This window comes from Chitinophagales bacterium, from assembly GCA_017303835.1.
In the GTDB taxonomy this organism is placed as follows: Bacteria; Bacteroidota; Bacteroidia; order Chitinophagales; family Chitinophagaceae; genus JAFLBI01.
Genome location: JAFLBI010000001.1, coordinates 797,259 through 818,004, shown reverse-complemented (window position 1 = coordinate 818,004; position 20,746 = coordinate 797,259). Strand labels below are relative to the sequence as shown.

The window sequence follows — 20,746 nt, the reverse complement described above, 5'->3', positions numbered from 1 at the left end:
ACCCTGCAATGTTAAAAAATATCTCTCAGACCAGCGCGGGAATATGGTCTGCATAAATAGTAGTTTTGCGGCCCATGGCACAAATGGCACAAACACCGGATTTCAGGGTGGCAGTCACCAATAAGCAGATACTCTCTATTGCGCTGCCCATTTCTGCATCCATATTAGTGCCCCAGCTCAATTTTATCACCAATAATATCTTTCTGGGTGGATTAGGTCAGCAGGAATTGGGTGTTGCCGGTATTACAGGTGTTTACTACCTCATTTTCGCGGTTATTGGTAATGGGCTGAACAATGGCTTGCAAACCCTGATTGCCCGAAGGGCTGGTGAAAATCGTATTGACGCTATTGGCAGCTTGTTTGCCCAAGGCGTGCGCATTGCTTTGGCCGTTTCTGTATTTGGCATTCTATTTACCTGGTTTTTGGCACCCACCATTCTACGCTGGGCCTTGAATGATCAGCAGAATGTAGATATGGCTGTAAGTTTTTTACGAATCCGCATCTTTGGCCTACCCTTTTTGTATCTCTATCAGTTGCGTAATGCACTATTGGTTGGAACCAATAATACCAAACTCTTGGTTGTTGGTACTGCTACTGAAGCTGTGACCAATGTGTTTTTTGATTACACATTGATCTATGGCAAATGGGGCTTGCCCGAATTGGGCTTTAATGGAGCGGCACTTGCATCCATTATTGCAGAGTTTGCGGGATTGATCGTCATATTTTGGGTGATACGCTCCAAAGGTGTAAGCGGACAGCTACAACTCTTCAGCAATTTTCGCTGGCACGCCGACAATACCCGTAAAATCCTCACCATTTCTGCCCCATTGGTGATGCAACATGCGATCAGTATCATCACTTGGGAGTTCTTCTATATTCTCGTGGAACATCATGGCAATCGCGATCTTGCGATTTCCAATACCATGCGGAATATCTTTGGTTTCTTCGGTTGTTTTACCTGGGCTTTTGCTGCTACCACAACTACGATGGTGAGTAATGTAATTGGTCAGGGATTAGAAGAAAAAGTACCTGAGCTACTTAGGAGAATTATCTACTGGAGTATGGGCTTTGCAGTTGTGGTTTGTGTTTTACTCAATATTGTACCTGGATTATTCTTATCCATTTATGGACAGGGAGATGATTTTATTCACGCGGCCATACCTGTATTGCGTGTGGTATCACTGGCATTGGTCATTATGTCTTTTTCAGTGGTTTGGATGAATGCAGTAACCGGTAGCGGTCATTCAAAAATGACCTTACTAGCGGAAGTGATAGCTATCGTGCTATACAGTATCTACGTTTATACCACATTAGAACATTTGAACTTATCTATTACCTGGGGTTGGGTAAGTGAATGGGTTTATTGGCTCTCAATTTTTGTTCCATGCTATTGGTTCATGCGTTCCGGTAAATGGAAGCATAATCAGATTTAACCAAAGGAAGATTTGTTAAAGTTTCATGCACATACAACGGCATATAAAGTTGTATGGTCTACAATGAAAAGATCTATATGAAAAAATGCTACCTGTTTTTGGTATTGTTTATTGGCACTATTGCTTCGAAAGCACAGTTTACGAAGGGACAAAAAATGCTTTCTGGGAATTTACAATTCTATCATAATAGTGAGCGCTATGAGTTGGCCAGCCAAAACGATTGGAAGAATCGTCAGGGTAATACAGGCTTCGAAATTGGTTACAATGTGTTCAAGTCAGAGCAGGTATTTGACAGATATGGGATTTTCATTAACCATATGTACAATAAAAGTGAAATTGGCATTAATCCCAATCAATACTCCAACACAATTACAGGATTTGGTTATACAAGAATCCGTTTGTTTCCATTTGTTGGTAAGCTGAAATTAGCAGTTGGTGTGGGCGCACAGGCATCTGTGAACTTAATTCGTACTGAATCTGCGGGTATCAAAAGTAATGGAATGGGCTTTGGGGTTACGGGTGGTATTACACCGGGTATACTCTATCCATTGAACAATAGAATACTGCTAAGTATGCAGTTTAATAATCTCTTAAATGTCTACTATAACTATACTCAAACGGGAAGAACGTCAACTACAATAAATGATGAAGTGAGACATTCGGTAGGCTTTAGTGCCGGCACCAATGCAGGCACCCTGTCTTCATTTGGTCTGGGTGCCTACTGGTTGCTGAAAAAATAATTAACCCTTTAATTGGTTAATTAAGTCAATATACTGCTGCATGGCAGTTTCTTTAGCAAGGCCTTTCAATTCATTCCAGGCATTGTGCTTTGCTTTGGCTACAAAGTCGAATGGATTGGAAGGCCCCTCTCCTGTTGCATCACCTTCTGTAGCTTGCTTATAAAGCGAATAAATTTTGAGCAAGGTTTCATTATCCGGTTTTTCGCTGAGCAATTTGCTGTTGGCAACTGCTGCTTCAAAGAGTTGTTGTAATTCCATGTGTATTGATTAAAGTGTTTTATTGAGTAGTTCTTGTCCCGCTGCTTTAATACCCGCATCATCAGCTGTGCGTACCGGCAGCTTTACCAGTTTCTGTAATACTTCGATCATCTTGGCAGGTCGGTTTGCTTCTTCATACGCTTTGGCTAAATCAAAGTAGTTGCGTACGAAATAGGGTTCAATCGTTCTGCATTTCTCCATATAGCTGATGGCTTTTTCAATATCACCATCAGGCAGGCCACCATAAAATAATTTCACAGCAGCTTTTTTGAAACCAGATAAGGTCACCATCTCATAATGCCATTTGCCCAAAGTATAATTGGCTTTGCCATGATTAGGATTGATGGCCAAAGCTTTATCAGAAAATAGTTTCACATCTTTCACATATGCTACAATCTTTTTATTGTCGTCTGCAACATCGGTCATTCTTCCCGAAGCCATGGCCATCGCATATAAAGCATCAGCATCATTGGCATTGGCATCCAAAGCCCTTTGTGCATAAGCCAGAGCAGATTCATAGTACAAACGCATTTGCTTTTTGTCTTTCTGCCTGCTGCCATTGGCCACATTCAGTTCCGCTGCTTTCACCAAAGCTTTTACATTTTTTGGGTCAATGGTAAGTACGGCTTTATACTTATCCAACGCTTCCGCTTCCTTGAGTTGTATTTCCAGATTCTGTGCTTCTTTCAGCAATACATTGGCATCCTGCGCAAAGCAAAAACTAGTGGCAGACAAGAAAAAAATTGAGACAAGAAAATGTTTCATATTAAGCGCGTTTGGCTGTGTGTGTAATGCCAACAGTACCTTGAAACCCACTGATCAATGGATTCAATTTCTGTATATCAATACGCACTGCAGTTGCTTGTGCAAATTGTTCAAAGATGGTGCCACAAATATCCTGTGCTAGTGTTTCTAGCAATGGCGTAGGCTTCTGCATCCTTGTTTTGATGAGCTCAAATAATTGCACATAGTTAAGGGTATCATCAATATGTTCCACATGTTCAGGTGTAGTATAATCTACAGAACAGTTGATCAGGAACTGATTACCGGTCAACAATTCTTCCGGGTGAATACCATGATAGCCTCTCAGCTGCACATTGTGCAATGCAATGGTCATCATACCAATCCTTTCGCTGAAAGATAACGTTCTGCATCCAGCGCTGCCATACAACCACTACCTGCAGCAGTTACTGCTTGACGATAGATTTTATCCTGAACATCGCCGCAGGCAAACACGCCTTCTACATTGGTCTTGGAAGACCCTGGAATGGTTTGGATATAACCGGTTTCATCCATATCTAACCAGCCTTTGAAAATATCGCTGTTGGGTTGGTGACCAATCGCCACGAAGAAACCGCTGATGGGTACTTCTACTTTTTCGTTGGTAGCAGTATTGTGAATGCGTACGCCACTTACTTTACCATCGCCCAATACTTCATCTGTAACACTGTTCCAGTAAATCTTGATGTTAGGTGTATTCTTCACACGATCCTGCATCACTTTGCTGGCACGCATTTGATCGCGACGAACAATCATGTGTACTGTGGTACAAAGCTTGGAGAGGTACATGGCTTCTTCACAAGCAGTATCACCTGCACCAACAATCGCTACTTCTTTACCACGGAAGAAAAATCCATCACACACAGCACATGCACTCACACCAAAACCATTCAAGCGCTGTTCGCTTTCCAGTCCCAACCATTTTGCTGAAGCACCCGTTGCGATGATGACTGCATCTGCTTCTATCAGTTTCTCTTCATCAATCCACACTTTATATGGTTGCGCGCTGAAATCAACTTTGGTAGCCAATCCATAACGGATATCTGCACCCATTCTGCTGGCTTGTTTCTCGAAATGAATCATCATCTCCGGACCTTGAATGCCTTCTGGGTAACCGGGATAGTTCTCTACTTCTGTTGTAATGGTCAACTGTCCGCCGGGTTGAATACCCTGATACAAAACAGGTTTCATATTGGCACGTGCTGCATAAATCGCAGCGGTATATCCTGCAGGACCTGATCCAATGATCAGTACATGTACTTTTTCTGTTGCTTCAGCCATAATTCATTGATTGAGTTAGCAAAAATAGCAGCCAAACGGCTTTGCTTTTGTGAGTTTGTTCACAATGGGCTTATTTGGGGATAACCACGGTTTTATACTGTGCAGCATAGCCACAGAATGCGCCTAAAGCGTTATTGCTGATATTGCCCAGGATTTTGGTAGGTGCAGAGAACGGGTTTCCGATGGATTGAAACGAAAACTCCCAAGTTCGCCAGAAATCATAAGTAGGCTTATCAATATTGCAGAGTTTTACAGTAACAGTATCACCCCTATTGAAGAAACCATAGTCTTCAAAAGCAGTTTCTACATTTCTGTTAACGCCTCTATCGATCTGTACTTCATAGGTTCTGCCATCAACAATTTGATCGTCAAATACAGAGTTGGCACCCGGAAAATAAGGTTCGCGATTGCGTTGGGTAAAATAGCGAATATAATTGCCTAAACCCGGAGGATCTGTTACAGTTGACATCACGACTACCTTGGTAGAATCAGGATTATTCGGCGCTTTTTTCCACCAGATACTGTCCAGTGTTTTAGTAAGCAAAGGAATGGTAGTGCTAGCTGTATATCTCTCGCTGCCAATGATGATTTCTAATTGATACTGTTTGCCGAAAGCACCAAGTATGGCTGTGGTTGGATTAGCCGGATCATTGCTATAGTAATACAAAGTGATAGTTGGACTTACTTGCTGTGTGTACTCTTTTAATTGATGGGTTCTGGTACCATCGCTAATGCGTACAATGGCGTTGCGTACAAACTGACTGGAAGCAATGTTTGGGTTTACGTTAGAGAAATAGCCCAAAGAGCGTGTGATGCTTATAATGGGCGGTCGGCCATTTTCTATCTCACCATCTACTACCAGCTTAGGCGTTACATCTTCCGGTGCAAAATCTACCTGCTTTTCGCAGGCACTGAATACCATCCCAACAAACAATACAAGAAAATGACCCAGTTTCATACTGCAAATATTACAATAAAAAACCCCTCTGGTTCAGAGGGGTTTGTGAAAATACTTGGTAGTGCTTAGCCTAAGTATGCTTTCAGCGCGTTGCTATAACGTGCTTTCTGCAAACGCTTGATCGCTCTTTCTTTGATCTGACGGATACGCTCCTTGGTTAAGTCGTACTTCATACCAATTTGCTCAATGGTAACACCATTTTCACCATCCAAACCAAAATACGCATTCACGATCTCGGCTTCGCGGGGACTGAGAGATTTCAGCACACGGCGAATTTCTTCACGCAGTGAATCCTTCATCACATCCTCATCGGTATCATCGCTACCCTCCAGCAAATCGCCCATAGCTACATCTTCAGCTTCGTGCACAGGAGCATCCAGTGAAGTGTGACGGGTGTTGCTTTGGAAGATATTGTTGATCTCCGTTTCGCTCATTTCCAGGATTTCAGACAGCTCTTCAGTAGAAGGCTCTCTTTCATGCTCCTGTTCAAAAGCCATGTAAGCCTTATTGGCTTTGTTGTAGGTGCCAATTTTGTTTTGAGGCAGGCGGACTAATCTGCCCTGCTCTGCCAACGCCTGTAAAATGGACTGGCGAATCCACCATACCGCGTATGAGATGAATTTAAAACCCTTGGTTTCATCGAAACGTTGGGCTGCTTTGATCAAGCCGAGGTTACCCTCGTTGATTAAATCGCTCAAGGAAAGGCCTTGGTGCTGGTACTGCTTGGCAACAGATACCACAAAACGTAAGTTGGCCTGCACCAATTTGTCTAAAGCGCGCTGCGAATCCCGATAATCATTCTTATTCTTGATACGCTGGGCCAGTGTGGTTTCCTCTTCGGGAGTGATCATCGGAATCTTAGAGATTTCCTGGAGATACTTTTCTACTGCCTGCGAATCGCGGTTGGTGATCTGGGTAGCAATTTTAAGTTGCCGCATAGTGAACTGTTCTTGCTTTTATAAACGTGATAGACAATGATTTGTTTCGTGCCGTACTACCGGAATCTCTTAAAATTAAGGATACTGGTTTTAAAAGCCTGCAAAACTACAGAAATAACGGCTGAAAACCGCAGATTTGTGTATAAAGCCATAGAATTTGTGTACAAATCTGCCTGACTGTCACCTACATGTATAAAAAAAATGTCAAGTGCTGAATATTTCCACCATGCGCATTAAACAAATAAAGCAGGTTATCTTCGCAAACCTATGATCGACTACCGTAGCGACACCGTAACCCGCCCTACTCCTGCCATGCTGGAAGCCATGCGTCAAGCGCCTTTGGGCGATGATGTCTTTGGGGAAGACCCCACCGTTAATGCGCTGGAATCCTACGCTGCACAGCTTTTTGGAATGGAAGCTGCATTATTTTGTCCCAGTGGTACCATGACCAACCAGATTGCCATTAAAGCACATACCCAACCGGGTGATGAAGTAATCTGCGATCATTTGTCGCACATCTACCAATACGAAGGCGGCGGTATTGCGTTTAACTCAGGTTGTTCCGTACGTCTGCTGCATGGCGATCGTGGCCGTATAACAGCTGATATGGTGAAAGCAGCCATCAATCCCGATGATGTCCATAAGCCTATCTCCACCTTGGTTTCGCTTGAAAACACCGGTAATAGAGGCGGTGGCAGTTGTTACGAATTCAATGATATTCTGCAGATTAAGCAGGTTTGTATCGATAATAACTTGAAGCTACACTTGGATGGTGCACGCTTGTTTAATGCCCTTGTGGCAAAGGGCGAAACGCCGCTTCAATACGGTCAGGCTTTTGATACCATCTCTATTTGCTTGAGCAAAGGTTTGGGCGCGCCAGTGGGCAGTCTGCTCCTAGGCCCTACAGCTTTTATCAAGAAATCGCGCCGCATCCGTAAGGTATTTGGTGGCGGTATGCGCCAGTCAGGTATGCTCGCGGCAGCCGGTTTATATGCTTTACAACACCATGTAGATCGCTTAGCAGAAGACCATGCCCATGCCAAAGCCTTGGAAGCTGCATTGCGTAAGAAAGATTTTATTGGTGAATTTTTACCCGTTGAAACCAATATCCTCATATTTGAAGTGAAAGGTCGCCTCACCCCTGCTGCATTCGCGGAAAAAATGAAGGCCGCAGGTATTCACTTGCTGGCGATGACACCCACACAGGTGCGTATTGTAGTACACCTCGATATCACGCCTGATATGATTCAACAAACGATTACAGCCATAGAACAATTATAAGCCGACAGATTATGTTACCTAAGATCAACCCCACCAGTACACAAGCATGGTTTTTATTGAAGAAGCATTATGAAGATGAAATGAACCGTGCGCATATGCGTAAACTTTTCGCAGCAGATGCTGATCGTTTTAAAAAATTCTCCGTTCGTTTTGAAGATATTTTGTTCGACTACTCGAAGAACATCATCAACGATAAAACATTGCACCTGCTGCAGCAGTTGGCTACTGAATCTAAGCTCACTGAAGCCGTACATGCCATGTTTGCCGGCTTGCGCATCAACGAAACAGAAAACAGAGCAGTACTACATACAGCCCTGCGTAACTTTTCTGACACACCTATTCTGGTGGATGGAAAAGATGTGATGCCCCTGGTAAAAAAAGTACAGGAGCAGATGAAAGCTTTCTGTGCCAAAGTGCATGATGGCAGTTGGAAAGGTTATACAGGTAAATCCATTCAATACATTGTCAATATTGGTATTGGTGGCAGCGATTTGGGCCCGGTAATGGTAACAGAAGCGTTGCGTCCCTATTGGGTGGAAGGTATTCAAACTTATTTCGTGAGCAATGTGGATGGCACGCATATGGCAGAAACACTCAAACGTGTGGATCCGGAAACAACACTCTTCCTCGTAGCGTCTAAAACATTCACCACACAGGAAACCATGACCAATGCACATACAGCGCGTCATTGGTTCTTGGAACATGCAAAAGAGGAGAAAGCCATTGCCAAGCATTTTGTGGCATTGAGTACAAACGAGCAGGCCGTTACGGCTTTTGGTATCGACAAGCAGAACATGTTTGAGTTTTGGGATTGGGTTGGCGGTCGCTATTCTTTGTGGAGTGCGATTGGTTTGTCTATTGCACTCACGATTGGTTACGACAATTTTGAAGCATTATTGAAAGGCGCACATAGCGCAGATACGCATTTCCGCACGGCAAAAGCGGAACAGAATATTCCATTGATCATGGCATTGCTAGGCATCTGGTATACCAATTTCTTTGGTGCACAAAGTGAAGCCATCCTGCCTTATGATCAATACCTGCATCGCTTTGCGGCTTATTTCCAGCAAGGCAATATGGAAAGCAACGGTAAGAGCGTTGACCGCAGTGGCAACAATATTGATTACGCTACCGGCCCGGTGATCTGGGGTGAACCGGGTACCAATGGGCAGCATGCTTTTTATCAATTGATCCATCAGGGTACGGTCTTGATTCCTTGCGATTTTATCGCGCCTGCTATCAGCCACAATCCTGCTGGCGATCATCATGTGAAACTGCTGTCCAATTTCTTTGCGCAGACAGAAGCGTTGATGAATGGAAAAACGGAAGCAGCAGTAAAAGCGGAGTTTGAAGCAACTGGTAAACCGGAAGATCAATGGAAAAAGCTGATCCCTTTCAAAGTATTTGAAGGCAATAAGCCAACCAACTCCATCATAGTAAAGCAAATCACGCCTTATACTTTAGGACAACTAATTGCTTTTTATGAGCACAAGATTTTTGTACAAGGTGTGTTGTGGAATATTTTCAGCTTCGATCAATGGGGTGTTGAATTGGGTAAGCAACTTGCTAACCAAATTCTGCCTGAGTTACAAGATGCAAGTCCTGTACAATCACACGACGCATCCACCAATGGATTGATCAATGCCTATAAAGCTTTTTTGCAGTCATGATGTCGGAAATCCATATTAGGCCAATCGCGCCAGCAGATAATGCGGCTATGGCGAAAATCATTCGCACCGCTTTAGAAGAATTTGGTGCCAACAAACCCGGTACAGTGTATTATGATGATACCACAGATGCTTTGTTTGAACTTTTTGCAGGCACACCCAATAGCCTTTATCTCGTAGCAGAGCGAGATGGTGCATTGGTGGGTGGGGCAGGCATCTTCCCTACTGATCAATTGCTGGAAGGTGTTTGTGAATTGGTGAAAATGTATCTGCGTAAAGATGTGCGCAATATTGGTTTGGGCAGGAGTATGATTGACGAGTGTTTGAAAAGAGCTAAAGCGATTGGATACAAACAAGTCTATTTAGAAACCATGCCTGAATTGCGTAAAGCCGTTTCTGTGTATGAAAAGTTTGGCTTTGAATACCTGAAAGGCCCGATGGGTAACTCCGGCCACAATGGATGTGATATCTGGATGTTGAAAACGATATAAAAGAAAAGCCCCGCAATACTGTGGGGCTTTTTACTAGCAGTTGGTTTTGGTTGGAATCGAGATTACCACTTATCTACTTCCTCAGAAGCAGTTGGGTTAACGATGGTAGAAGCTACAGGTGCAGCTTCTACTGGTGCTTCGGCAACAACAGTTGGCACTTCAGCAGTTTCTGGTATTGCTGCTTCATATACTTCGCCTTCAGCATCATCGTATTCGTGGTTGAAAGCATCAAAGTCGAAATCAGGCATTAGTTCTGTTTTCACATGATCTACTGCTTCATTCAGCGCTTTCAAAAATTTATTGAAGTCTTCTTTGTACAAGAAGATCTTGTGTCTATCATAACCATTGTTATCAAAGCGCTTGCGGCTTTCGGTAATGGTTAAATAAAAATCATTACCACGGGTTGCACGCACATCGAAGAAATAAGTTCTTCTCTTCCCGGCACGGATACGTTTGCTGTAAACGCTCTCCATTTTCTTGTCGTTGTTCTCGTACGCCACAGTCAAGCAGTTTTGTTTTGGTTTGAATTTGTTTAGGTGAACAAATATAATATTGTTTGCGAATTGGCAAAATTTTGTAATGGAATGTAAAACAAGGCTTTGGCGGTTTCTAAAAGACCTATTCTTCGCGGTTTTCCACTCTTTGCACGCGGAATAATTCTGCATATAAACCATCCTGTTCCATCAGCTGGTCATGGTTACCTATTTCGGCAATTTGACCATTCTCCAAAACCACAATGGTATCGAAGTGAAAATCAGTGGGTATGCGGTGTGTGATGATAATGGCAGTTCTGCCTTTGAGGGCTTTATCAAGGTTGTTGACAATCAGTCTTTCTGTTCGGGCATCAACGGCGCTTAGGCAATCATCAAATATGGCGAGAGAAGGTTGTTTGATCAGGGCACGCGCAATAGAAATGCGTTGTTTTTGTCCGCCACTCAGCGTTACGCCGCGCTCACCAATCATGGTATCGTATTGCTGAGCGAATTGCGCGATATCGCCATCTACTCCAGCCATGGCTGCTGCTTTGGCAACAGTTTCTTTGGTAGCGGTTTCATCAAGTCCAAATGCAATATTATCTGCAACGGTATCACTAAATAAAAAAACATCCTGTGGCACATAACTGATCTGCTCGCGGTAATGCATGAGTTCATATTCCTGCAGGGCTCTGCCACCAATTTCGATGCTACCGGCATCCGGTTCATAGAAACGGAGTAGTAATTGTGCTAGTGAGGTTTTACCGCTACCTGTTCTGCCCAACAATAAAACGCGCGCGCCTTTTTTGATGTGGAGATTGATATGATTCAAAGCACGAATGCCCGTATGGGGGTAAGTGAAAGAAACATCTTTCAGTACAATATCTCCTTCGGGACGAATCATTTCTGCATGACTGGTTTCCTTCACCACTGGTTTGGTGAACATGAATTCATTGATGCGCTTCTGCGATGCTGCTGCACGTTGTACAATACTGGCCGTCCAGCCAATAGCACTCACCGGGAAGTTGAGCATATTGATATAGATCACAAACTCTACAATGGTGCCCACACGTGAACTGTCTTCCAACGCTTGCAAACCGCCAATCAGAATAGTAACCAGTGTACTGATGCCAATCATGAGCGTCATGCTAGGGAAATACACGGCTTCTACTCTAGCTAATGCAATCGCATTTTGCTTGTACTCTTCGCTGTTGCGGGTGAAGAAACCTAACATGGCTTTTTCCTGTACAAAAGATTTGATCACACGAATACCGGAATAGGATTCTTGTGCATTGGTAGTAAGATCTGATAAGCGAGCTTGTATCTGTTCACTTTTTTTGTTGATGATGCTGTTAACGTAATAGATCGTAATAGCCAGCAATGGCAATGGCGCCAATACATACATCGTGAGTTCGGCATCCTTACGCAGCATATTAACAACACAGAAGCTGATCAGTGCAACCAGATTAATGAAATACATGATTGCCGGACCGGTGTACATTCTAACGCGGCTCACATCTTCCGCCATTCGGTTCATGAGATCGCCGGTGGAATTGGTCTTGTAAAACTGTGTATCGAGTTTTTGGTAGTGTTGATAAATCTCATTCTTCTGATCATATTCAATATGCCTGCTCATGACGATAATGGTCTGGCGCATGAAGAACATGAGAATACCGCGAATCACAGCCAATGCCAGAATGGTGATACAACATACCGCCACTATCCAGGCAAAATCATGCGTACTAGCATCCATTTTGGACACAAACCAATCAACCATCCAATCGTGTTGTACAGTTTTGGCAACCGTTTTAGCACCCGGTAATTGTTGTTGTACCCGACTCACCACATAGCCTGTTACTTGTGGGGCCAATACCGCAAAATAGTTAGAAGCAATCACGAAAAAGATACCGATAAAGAAACGGTATCGGTATTTCCAGAAGTAATGATTGAGTGCTGCAAGGTGTTTCATAAAGCGTGCAATTTAGTTCGCTGCATGAATTATTTGGCAGATAAATGTTCAGGCCGTTATTTTGCACCCGGAGAGATGGCAGAGCGGTCGAATGCGGCGGTCTTGAAAACCGTTGACTGTAACAGGTCCGGGGGTTCGAATCCCTCTCTCTCCGCCAAAACACGCTTCAAAAAGTATTAAATCCTTGCAAACTCAATGGTGGCAGGGGTTTTTTATTTCGGGGTATATACCCAAAAACATTCAAAAGCCCTCAAAGAAAATGATCTGAATCGAGACCTTTTATATCCGCTCTCTCAGGTCTCGAAAAATCGATACAACCCTTTGACAGTCTGTATTTTTTGGTTGTTTAACCGTCTCAAAATTCCAACGTTTTTAGTAAATTTTTAATCATAATCCAGACGAAAAATAGACAACGCAACGTACCTGTTTTTCAGGTAAATCTTCTGAAAAGAATGAGTTTAGCGAGGCCTTGCTGTGCAAGGATAAGCATCAGTGACGTGAGATTTGAATTTGTCTGAAGCGGTTTATTGAACCAGATAAATAATAAGCAAATCTGGTGTAACCAAAGAACACACAGAAGAAAGCCGGGCTCTTAATATTCACATTATGGCAGTTCGGATAGCCCTTTTCAGCACTCCGGCACTTGACGGTGGCCGGAATGATAATAGCCGCTTATAAAACTGAAAATTTCTGCTCAGGTATTACTGAGAAAAGCAAAACCATCTTGAAATTATTTACAGCCAAAATTTCATGCTGATATCTTTAATAGAAATATGCCTTTGTTTTTCAATTTTCAATGAAAATTATTGATTCGTTCTTAAGGTCAGCATTAAATCTAGAAACAGCTTTCTTATGGCTGCGGATTACCGTGTGGCAAAGTTCAAAATATGGCTTGGGTTATTCCGAATAAAAGGTAAATGGTATTGTTACAATAATTTCAGTATCTATGAATAAAGTATAATTAATAAACCGCTTTTATGTTCTGCCTTCATTTTAAATGAAAATAAAATCTCTTAAAGACTGTCGAATTTTACAGATTTAGACAAGGGATTATAGCGAACCCGGTATCTGTTTATAAAATTATTCCCGATAACAGCCTGGCATTTGGTATTTTTTATATCGCTTACATTAAAGTTAATTCTATAATTCAGGTTATTAAGATTTATGGCAAATGCTTTCATAGGAATGCTATGGTTTCTGAATAATTCAAGTGTATCTGTATGGCCAGTAATTTGAGCAGCAAAACTGCTGTCTATTTTACTGAACGGTGCCCCGCAATCAAAAAGAATATTGCTGACTTGTCCCTGTATGAGCCCTTTTAATACCGGCACATTATTAATATTTGAAACGGGTATAAAACCTGACTCACTTTCATGCCAGAAGCTTTTCTTTGAAAAGCAAAAATACTTTTTGCTGATGTCAAGTTCGAAAAAGTAGTTTTCTAAAAAGGGCCATCCAATTACCGCATCAAAATTTTTCTTCACTTTCTTACTGATATTTTCAATATAGCCCTCAATACAATCAAACTCTTTATCTTTTAATACTAGACCACCTATCGATAGGCTGTCTGTTTTGCCTTTCATAACAGCACCATTTTTTGTCTTTATACCTTTGCTGATAGTCTCTGAAGGTCTAAGGCTTAGGCCATACTTCCTGATAAATGTTGAGGAAATCCGTAACTCTGAAAAATTGCCTGTATCAAAGAGAGCTATAACGCTCTCACCATTTATTGAAATCTTGCAAAATATAAGTTGGTAGTCACTGTATTCAACCGGTAATGTATATATTAACTGTGCAGATATGTTAAATCTGATAACCGCTATTGAAAAAAATGCTACAAGTATTATTTTTTTCATGCCTTATAATTGCCGAGGAATTTGTTAAAACTGATATTGATAAGTACAGACTACGCAGTACCATTTTGCTCTATGATATAAGTATTCAGTACTTCGAGATTTTTTATTAATTGAAAATACCTGGTTTCTCCAATTGCTTCGGCCCACTTCTTCTCTAAGGCGGCAATCACTCTTAGCCCGGCATTTCTATAATCATGCCCTTTACCTGTTAATTCAAATATCCAGGCCCTCCCATCTTTAGCATCCTGCTTACGCCTGACAAGACCTTTTTTCTCCAAAACTTCCAAAAGATATTTCACATTCTGCTTGGAAGTTCTTGCTTTAACAGCAATATCGGTTGCCCTTGCGCCGGTACCTATGTGCTGAAAAATTATACTATATGACCCGTCTAAATCAGAGTATCCCTCCTGCCTTAATACCTTGTGTGATTCATCTGTGACAGCAATATATATATTCCTGACCAGTCTGCCTATGTGATTTATGTTGTTTGGTTTTTTTGCCATTCATCAAAATTAGTAAAATAGTTTTACAAAAATAGTAAAATCATTTTACTTTTGTCAAAATTTCATTTTTTATGATTGATTTTAAACCCACAATTGACCATGGCAAGGTATTTAACTCGCAAATAATGGTCATAAATGACCAGCCAAACACTGAAAATGGTATTGTATTAGTTTATCCAAAAACAGACGGCCCCCCTATTCATAAACATTCGTTACAGGAAGAAATATTTACAGTTTTGGAGGGTTCGTTGGATATATACAAAGAAAATACATGGATAAGAGCAGAGGCAGGTGTTACTGTACACATCCCCAAAAATGTGGCTCATACATATAAAAATACAAGTGCAGAACCATGCTATTTTATTTACAAAATTTCTCCCAAAGGAACTTTCACAGATATGATGAGTGATTTTGAAAGACTTATTAACATAGGGAAGATTAAGAGCGCCAAGGATATAAAATCACTTATTTATTTGTCTATTGTTTTCAGAAAATATAAAGAATCGGTATCCAGCGTTGTGCCTCCCAATTTTGTAATGATTTTGATGGCAGGAATAGGTAAGATTCTTGGTTTTAAAATACAATAAAAAGTTATAGATGTTTCTTCAATTTGTAAGCAAGAGTTCAATAATAGTTCTGTTTCTTCTGTATGGTCTTGCAGGGTGGACACAAAATATAGGTTATCGGAAGTATAAAAAAAATGAGAAATACAGATACCAACTAACTGTTGAAACATATACAAATGGAACACTATCCAGTAAGGAAGTTTCCGTTTCGGAACATACAGTTTTAAAAGAATCAAGAATTTATCAGGAAGAAATTAAATGGCTGTCAAAAATAAGATACAGTGGCAAAGACTCAACTGATTTCTCTATTTATGCAAAAAGTATAAAGCCATATCGAATATCGCTTGCTAAAAACGGAAAGGTGTTGCTTCCAGCACTTTCTATTCCTGAAATGACGGGTGATATTACTGACCTTAACACCTTTTTTGTCGCAGTGTCCCCTGCTTTGAAAATGCAGTATTTGAGCAAATCAAAAACAACGCTGCAGCTTTCAGAACCCATAAAAGGTGTTTTTTCTGATGGGATTAAGATTTTAAGAGGTGAAGATTGTACTGTAGTGAGCCAAGAGCTTCTTAGTAATACAGACTCCATGATCAAAATACGTACAAACTTTTCGCCACCTTCTTCCTTTTGTTTAACTCCTTTTTTGGAATTAGTTTCTACCAAAGTGTTTGATGCTCCGAATAACTTCCAGATGATTCAGTCTGCCGGTAATTCTAAAGTAAATTTCCTATGGGGGGTAGAGTCATTTTCCATTGATTCTGAAATTGAAAGTAATACTGGGAAAATTTTACATGGGACAATGACCAATAAGTTACAGTTAAAAGCGAGGATAAATGCCAGTACTGATTTAAGCAATTGGCAATTGGAAATGCCTCTTGAAATAATCAGGAAAATAGAACTTAAAATATTGCCACCAACCAATGACTAACAGGACAATATATAACCCGCTTCAAAAGGATTCTGTAACTTTTTTAAAAGTGGGGAGAGAAACCAATGGAGAATACACGTTGGTCAAGGTGGAGTTGGCAAATATGGGCGGGGTTGGTTTACACTATCATAAAACATATGCTGAAACTTTTACCTGCCTTGAAGGTCAAGTACAGATTAAGGTGGACGAGAGGATTTACACACTATCTGAAGGACAAACTGCAACGGCTCATCCACTGAGTAACCACCTCTTCCAAAACCGAAGCGGAAATCCCTGCCAATTTACAGTTGAAATAAGACCGGCACATAGAGGATTTGAAGAAACATTGCAAATAGCTTACGGTCTGGCAAGGGATGGTAAGTGCGGCAAAAATGGAATGCCTAAAAATATTCTTGTTTTAGCATGGCTATTTATTCATAGCGAAAGTAATCTTAGAGGCTGGCGCAGTTTATTTGAACCTCTGCTAAAGTTTCAGGCTGGCATTACTCAAGCCTTCGGCCTGCATAAGAAACTTATTTTAAAATATGTAAAGCTCTGAGAAAATGAAGCTATTGTATTCTCTTTTTTTGTCGCTGTTAAACTTCATTGGTCTGTATCTCATTATCAGTGGGTGGCTGGCTTTAACAGGCATTACTGAAGCCCTAGTTACATACGACTGGTATTCAATCTACGGGCTTTATACAGCAGGTGCAATTGTATTCTTAACAATCCTGTTTCAATTACTGATTTCATCAATTAAGAAGAGATATGGCTTATCTAAGCAAGACACCGTTGATTTTCAGTATTCATTTATGCGGTTTGTATTTTCAGCTAATATTCTGATTTACGGTTTCTCTAAAATTTTTAAAGGACAGTTTCAATACGGAATTATTACAGCCGATACACCTGTTGGTCAATTAAGTTCTACGGCACTTAGTTGGTATTATTTCGGTCAGTCCTATGCCTTTGCATGTGTAATTGGGGCACTTCAAATTATTGCATCAATTCTTATCTATTTCCGTCGAACTTCTTTGGCGGGCTTGTTGATTATGCTGCCACTCATGGCAAATATTGTTTTAATCAATTTCTTTTACGATTTGTGGTTTGATACAAAAGTCGCATCCCTTGCTTATTTGTTGATGAATATAGTTCTTTTGCTACCCCACTGGCAGTATTTGCAACTGTTTTTTATTGATGCTTTTTCTATCCAAAAAACCAAAACCGCTGCAGTTGTTTTATTATTTGCCAGTATCCTGATACCTGTTTTTGGGTTTTATAAAATTAAAAACGAAGAAAAGGATTATTACACAAAAAGTGAATTATTAGGCGGATACAAATCAATTTCATTTCAGAAAAACGATATAAGTATTAATGTGCTGCATCTTGAGAATAGCTTTTGGCAAAAAATCTACTTTGACAGGGGGCGTCAAGGCAAATTAATTCTGACACAAGATTCTTCAACAGCTTTTTCCTACACTTCTAATAACGATTCACTCAACTTTACTTTTTCTGAGGATAGTACTAAGGAATTTAAGGGCATATATTCTTTTAATGGAGTTGATACACTTTCAATATTTGGGCAAATAAATAAGGATTCATATCGGCTACTACTTAAACGTATTCCTATTAAACAACCTGTTTTTTAACTATAAACATCTTAATAAATAGAAAATCATGATTAATCAAGTGAGTGTAACAGAAATTAAGAAATTGTCGTCAGCTAGGGTTATAGCAATTTATTTTCTGTTTTGTTATTACTTTTTTTATGCCTTTCCGCAAGTTATTGATGGCTTATTGCCACCTGTCGATATTGTTTTAGAGAAATATTATGAAGCACAGGACAGCTTAGTATCTTTTCTAGGAGATGCAATTTTTAAATTAGGATATTATGAACCAAATTACAATAGCGGCAGTGGAGACCAACCTTTCTTTTATGTCAAACTGCTGGTTTTAGTTGTATTATCTGCAATTCTTGCACTATCATGGTTCAGTATTGATAGAAATTCTAAAACTGCTCAACGCCTTTATAATTTACTAAGGGTTTATTTGAGATATTTTCTTGGAGTAATCCTACTTTCTTACGGCATCGGAAAAGTTTTCCCAAGTCAAATGCCCGAGCTAACGCCTATTCAATTAACTCAACCCTATGGCCAGTTTTCCCCCATGGGCATCGCCTGGGCCTTTATGGGTGCTTCTGCACCATTTCAAATATTTACCGGATTATTAGAAATGATAGCAGGTCTGTTACTTTTCTTCAGACGCACCACTACTTTCGGATCTCTGCTCGCTGTGATTGTTTTAGGAGGTGTAGTGGCTTTTAATTTTTGCTATGATATTCCTGTAAAGATTAATTCAACACATTATTTTTTAACTGCTATTTTCCTTTTAATGCATGATAGAAAAAAGCTGTTTGCAGTTTTCTTTAGCAAAAGATTAAATATTGAGCAAGAAATGTCTTTACTCCCGGTAAAGAGCAAATATTTTAAAATAGGTAGAGTTATTAAATACATATACATCCTATATGTTATCTATCTCTTTTCCAGTGATACAGCTAATTTTTATTATAAGGAAGTAAGACAACGGAGCAATCATCCCCTGTTTGGAGTGTATGATGTTAATTTATTTATAAAGAACAATGATACAATACCACTGCTTAAAGGCGACGGTAATGTTTGGAGTAAAGTAGTGATGAGCTATCCAAATTATTTAACCGTAAGAGATATGAATGATAGCCTGCATCGTTTTCGTGTTATCAACTTTGATAGTACCAAGCATACCATTTCTATTGCAACAATGCCAGGTGATTCAAGTGTTCTAAGCTACTCAAAAGCTCCTGATGGTAATCTTACACTTAAAGGATTGCTAAGTGGTGATACTTTTATACTGAAAGCAAAATATATACCAAGAGACAGTTTCTTAATCATTAATCGTGGTTTTCATTGGATTAACGAAAAGCCATATAACAGATAATTCTTAGCGGGTTATGACAGTTGCTAAAATTCTATGGGGTTTGTTAATCATCATTATCTGCTTTTTTATAGTAAATAATGCTTCGCCCTATTTTAATTTTGAAAGCAGCAGTTATGATTCAGAAGATATAAGGCCGTTTCAATATGTCTTGATATCTCACATTTTATTTGGGATTATCGCCATTCTATCTGGCCCTATTCAGTTTTTTTCATATTTCAGGGTTAAATATCCTTCTTTTCACAAAACACTCGGAAAAGTATATCTATTTTCAGTTCTTTCATCATCACTTGCAAGTATTTACTTAGCTGTTTTTCATGCTATACAGTACAAAGGTTACTTCACATTTGGTGTTGGGTTGCTTGGTCTTGCTTTTGCCTGGCTTTGCACTTCCGGCATGGCCTATGCCGTTATTTTAAAAAAGAATATTGCACAACACAGAGAATGGATGATTCGTAGTTATGTGGTGACTTGTGGTTTTGTTGTTTTCAGAATTGTCTTTGGCTTATTGGAACAGGTTTTTTATCTGCCTCATATTGATAGTGGAAATATTGCTGCGTGGTTTTCGTGGTCAATTCCATTGTTAGGGTGCGAAATTATTCTACAAACAAAAAAGAAATCCGAAAATAACAAATAGAAATCATGAAACTTAAAGTTACCCACGTATTAGTCTTATTACTTCTAATAAGTAGTACACTTCTTTCTCAACAAAGCGAAAAGACAAAACTCTTAATTCTTGGCACACCACATTTAGTTCAAATAAAAGAGTTTAAGCCGGAGTATCTAACTGTCATTTTGGATTCTTTAAACAAGTATAAATTTGATGCGGTAGCCATCGAAAAAATGCCTGCTGATTTGCTTTTAGACATCAGAAATCGTTATGGAAATCATTGGAGAGATCTGTATGAAGCATCTAAGTCTGAGATCGAGTTTGGCGAAATGTTTCAACAAGTTATTGGATTAAGTTATAAGGATGCTTTAGGAAATTTGGCAGGTATTAGAAGTAAGGTTTACATATCAGATGAAGACAGAGTAAAGTACATTAATTCATATTTATGTATTTATGATAGTTGGTCTGCCTGTCTGCATTTTAAGAAATTAAAGAACGATACTTTATTAAATCCTATAGCCTTTAACTACCTGAAGAAGCTTAGTAACTCTAATAATGAAATAAATACAATTGGGCTTGCAGTAGCCCAAAATAGAAATTTAAGGCAGATTTACTATATAGATAACTTTCAGGATGAAACAATTTTGCTGAATGAGTTTCCCTCGTTTGAAGAGGAGTATCAGAATCATTCCAGAAAGATTGAAGCACACATAAAGGAAAGTAAATTATTTGAAAAACAGGATTCTTTGCAAATACAATGCCTAAAGGGTGGAAACTTATTCCCTTTGTATAAGTATTATAATTCAACTGATTTTATGAACAATGACATTTATACTCAATGGAGCTTATGGTTTAAAACAAATTTCAAATCCTATTCTGATAGAAGCAGATATTCTCTTTGGGAGATGAGAAACTTACAGATAGCGGCAAATATTCTCAGAGTGGTGGCAACTCATCCAACAAAAAGAATCCTTGTAGTTATTGGAGCATCACATAAAGCGTTTTTAGAAAAGTATCTGTCTCAAGTCCCAGATATTGAGCTGTTGAAATTTTAAGTAATTTACA

General features: G+C 39.9%; 22 protein-coding genes and 1 tRNA gene. 13 read left to right on the top strand and 10 right to left on the bottom strand.

Features of this window, described 5'->3' with window-relative positions; genetic code table 11:
* Window positions 1-74: 74 nt before the first annotated feature.
* On the top strand, window positions 75-1,433 hold the full coding sequence (locus J0L83_03715) for an MATE family efflux transporter (protein MBN8663652.1): 1,359 nt from the start codon (window positions 75-77) through the stop codon (window positions 1,431-1,433).
* Between the two features lie 77 nt (window positions 1,434-1,510).
* The gene (locus J0L83_03710) at window positions 1,511-2,173 is read left to right on the top strand and encodes a hypothetical protein (protein ID MBN8663651.1); all 663 of its coding nucleotides are present in this window, start codon (window positions 1,511-1,513) and stop codon (window positions 2,171-2,173) included.
* Here J0L83_03710 and J0L83_03705 read toward each other — a convergent pair whose 3' ends face one another.
* From J0L83_03705 to J0L83_03680, 6 genes are all read right to left on the bottom strand, one after another.
* Window positions 2,174-2,431, bottom strand: coding sequence for an acyl-CoA-binding protein (locus tag J0L83_03705; protein ID MBN8663650.1), 258 nt, complete (start codon window positions 2,429-2,431; stop codon window positions 2,174-2,176).
* A gap of 9 nt (window positions 2,432-2,440) precedes the next feature.
* On the bottom strand, window positions 2,441-3,196 hold the full coding sequence (locus J0L83_03700; protein MBN8663649.1) for a hypothetical protein: 756 nt from the start codon (window positions 3,194-3,196) through the stop codon (window positions 2,441-2,443).
* A gap of 1 nt (window position 3,197) precedes the next feature.
* Window positions 3,198-3,551 carry a dihydroneopterin aldolase gene (locus J0L83_03695; protein ID MBN8663648.1) on the bottom strand — a complete coding sequence of 118 codons (354 nt, stop codon included), beginning with the start codon at window positions 3,549-3,551 and terminating at the stop codon, window positions 3,198-3,200.
* Window positions 3,548-4,492 carry a thioredoxin-disulfide reductase gene (gene trxB, locus J0L83_03690; protein MBN8663647.1) on the bottom strand — a complete coding sequence of 315 codons (945 nt, stop codon included), beginning with the start codon at window positions 4,490-4,492 and terminating at the stop codon, window positions 3,548-3,550. Before trxB ends, J0L83_03695 begins: the two co-directional genes overlap by 4 nt.
* A 70-nt stretch (window positions 4,493-4,562) precedes the next feature.
* Complete coding sequence (locus J0L83_03685) at window positions 4,563-5,450, bottom strand: DUF4249 domain-containing protein (GenBank protein ID MBN8663646.1); 888 nt, start codon at window positions 5,448-5,450, stop codon at window positions 4,563-4,565.
* A 65-nt stretch (window positions 5,451-5,515) separates the two neighbouring features.
* Window positions 5,516-6,388 (bottom strand): RNA polymerase sigma factor RpoD/SigA, encoded by an 873-nt coding sequence (locus J0L83_03680; protein MBN8663645.1) that lies wholly within the window; start codon window positions 6,386-6,388, stop codon window positions 5,516-5,518.
* A gap of 267 nt (window positions 6,389-6,655) precedes the next feature.
* On the opposite strand from J0L83_03680, the gene J0L83_03675 reads away from it, so the two are divergent.
* Genes J0L83_03675 through J0L83_03665 form a run of 3 tightly spaced genes read left to right on the top strand, consistent with a single transcriptional unit; the run spans window position 6,656 to window position 9,827 of the window.
* Complete coding sequence (locus J0L83_03675) at window positions 6,656-7,669, top strand: threonine aldolase (protein ID MBN8663644.1); 1,014 nt, start codon at window positions 6,656-6,658, stop codon at window positions 7,667-7,669.
* A gap of 11 nt (window positions 7,670-7,680) precedes the next feature.
* Window positions 7,681-9,339 (top strand): glucose-6-phosphate isomerase, encoded by a 1,659-nt coding sequence (gene pgi, locus J0L83_03670; GenBank protein ID MBN8663643.1) that lies wholly within the window; start codon window positions 7,681-7,683, stop codon window positions 9,337-9,339.
* On the top strand, window positions 9,339-9,827 hold the full coding sequence (locus J0L83_03665; GenBank protein ID MBN8663642.1) for a GNAT family N-acetyltransferase: 489 nt from the start codon (window positions 9,339-9,341) through the stop codon (window positions 9,825-9,827). Before pgi ends, J0L83_03665 begins: the two co-directional genes overlap by 1 nt.
* Window positions 9,828-9,889: 62 nt before the next feature.
* Here the strand turns inward: J0L83_03665 and J0L83_03660 are convergent, their stop codons facing one another.
* A complete protein-coding gene (locus J0L83_03660) occupies window positions 9,890-10,327 on the bottom strand; it encodes a DUF3276 family protein (GenBank protein ID MBN8663641.1) in 438 nt (145 codons plus the stop codon).
* Window positions 10,328-10,445: 118 nt separating this feature from the next.
* The gene (locus J0L83_03655) at window positions 10,446-12,269 is read right to left on the bottom strand and encodes an ABC transporter ATP-binding protein (GenBank protein ID MBN8663640.1); all 1,824 of its coding nucleotides are present in this window, start codon (window positions 12,267-12,269) and stop codon (window positions 10,446-10,448) included.
* 69 nt (window positions 12,270-12,338) lie between these two features.
* On the opposite strand from J0L83_03655, the gene J0L83_03650 reads away from it, so the two are divergent.
* A tRNA-Ser gene (locus J0L83_03650) sits at window positions 12,339-12,426 on the top strand.
* 856 nt (window positions 12,427-13,282) lie between these two features.
* Here J0L83_03650 and J0L83_03645 read toward each other — a convergent pair.
* Both J0L83_03645 and J0L83_03640 read right to left on the bottom strand, forming a co-directional pair.
* Window positions 13,283-14,125, bottom strand: coding sequence for a retroviral-like aspartic protease family protein (locus J0L83_03645; protein ID MBN8663639.1), 843 nt, complete (start codon window positions 14,123-14,125; stop codon window positions 13,283-13,285).
* A gap of 50 nt (window positions 14,126-14,175) precedes the next feature.
* The gene (locus J0L83_03640; GenBank protein ID MBN8663638.1) at window positions 14,176-14,628 is read right to left on the bottom strand and encodes a MarR family transcriptional regulator; all 453 of its coding nucleotides are present in this window, start codon (window positions 14,626-14,628) and stop codon (window positions 14,176-14,178) included.
* A 71-nt stretch (window positions 14,629-14,699) separates the two neighbouring features.
* Here J0L83_03640 and J0L83_03635 point away from each other — a divergent pair, with 71 nt between their 5' ends.
* Genes J0L83_03635 through J0L83_03605 form a run of 7 tightly spaced genes read left to right on the top strand, consistent with a single transcriptional unit; the run spans window position 14,700 to window position 20,736 of the window.
* On the top strand, window positions 14,700-15,215 hold the full coding sequence (locus J0L83_03635) for a cupin domain-containing protein (protein MBN8663637.1): 516 nt from the start codon (window positions 14,700-14,702) through the stop codon (window positions 15,213-15,215).
* Between the two features lie 10 nt (window positions 15,216-15,225).
* Window positions 15,226-16,125, top strand: coding sequence for a hypothetical protein (locus J0L83_03630; GenBank protein ID MBN8663636.1), 900 nt, complete (start codon window positions 15,226-15,228; stop codon window positions 16,123-16,125).
* Window positions 16,118-16,663, top strand: a complete 546-nt coding sequence (locus tag J0L83_03625) for a cupin domain-containing protein (GenBank protein MBN8663635.1) — start codon at window positions 16,118-16,120, stop codon at window positions 16,661-16,663. Before J0L83_03630 ends, J0L83_03625 begins: the two co-directional genes overlap by 8 nt.
* Before the next feature lie 4 nt (window positions 16,664-16,667).
* A complete protein-coding gene (locus tag J0L83_03620) occupies window positions 16,668-17,750 on the top strand; it encodes a hypothetical protein (GenBank protein MBN8663634.1) in 1,083 nt (360 codons plus the stop codon).
* 28 nt (window positions 17,751-17,778) lie between these two features.
* Entirely contained in the window at window positions 17,779-19,074 is a 1,296-nt protein-coding gene (locus J0L83_03615) for a hypothetical protein (GenBank protein MBN8663633.1), read from the top strand.
* Window positions 19,075-19,087: 13 nt separating this feature from the next.
* Window positions 19,088-19,708 (top strand): DUF2306 domain-containing protein, encoded by a 621-nt coding sequence (locus tag J0L83_03610; protein MBN8663632.1) that lies wholly within the window; start codon window positions 19,088-19,090, stop codon window positions 19,706-19,708.
* Between the two features lie 5 nt (window positions 19,709-19,713).
* Window positions 19,714-20,736 (top strand): hypothetical protein, encoded by a 1,023-nt coding sequence (locus J0L83_03605; GenBank protein MBN8663631.1) that lies wholly within the window; start codon window positions 19,714-19,716, stop codon window positions 20,734-20,736.
* Window positions 20,737-20,746 lie beyond the last annotated feature (10 nt).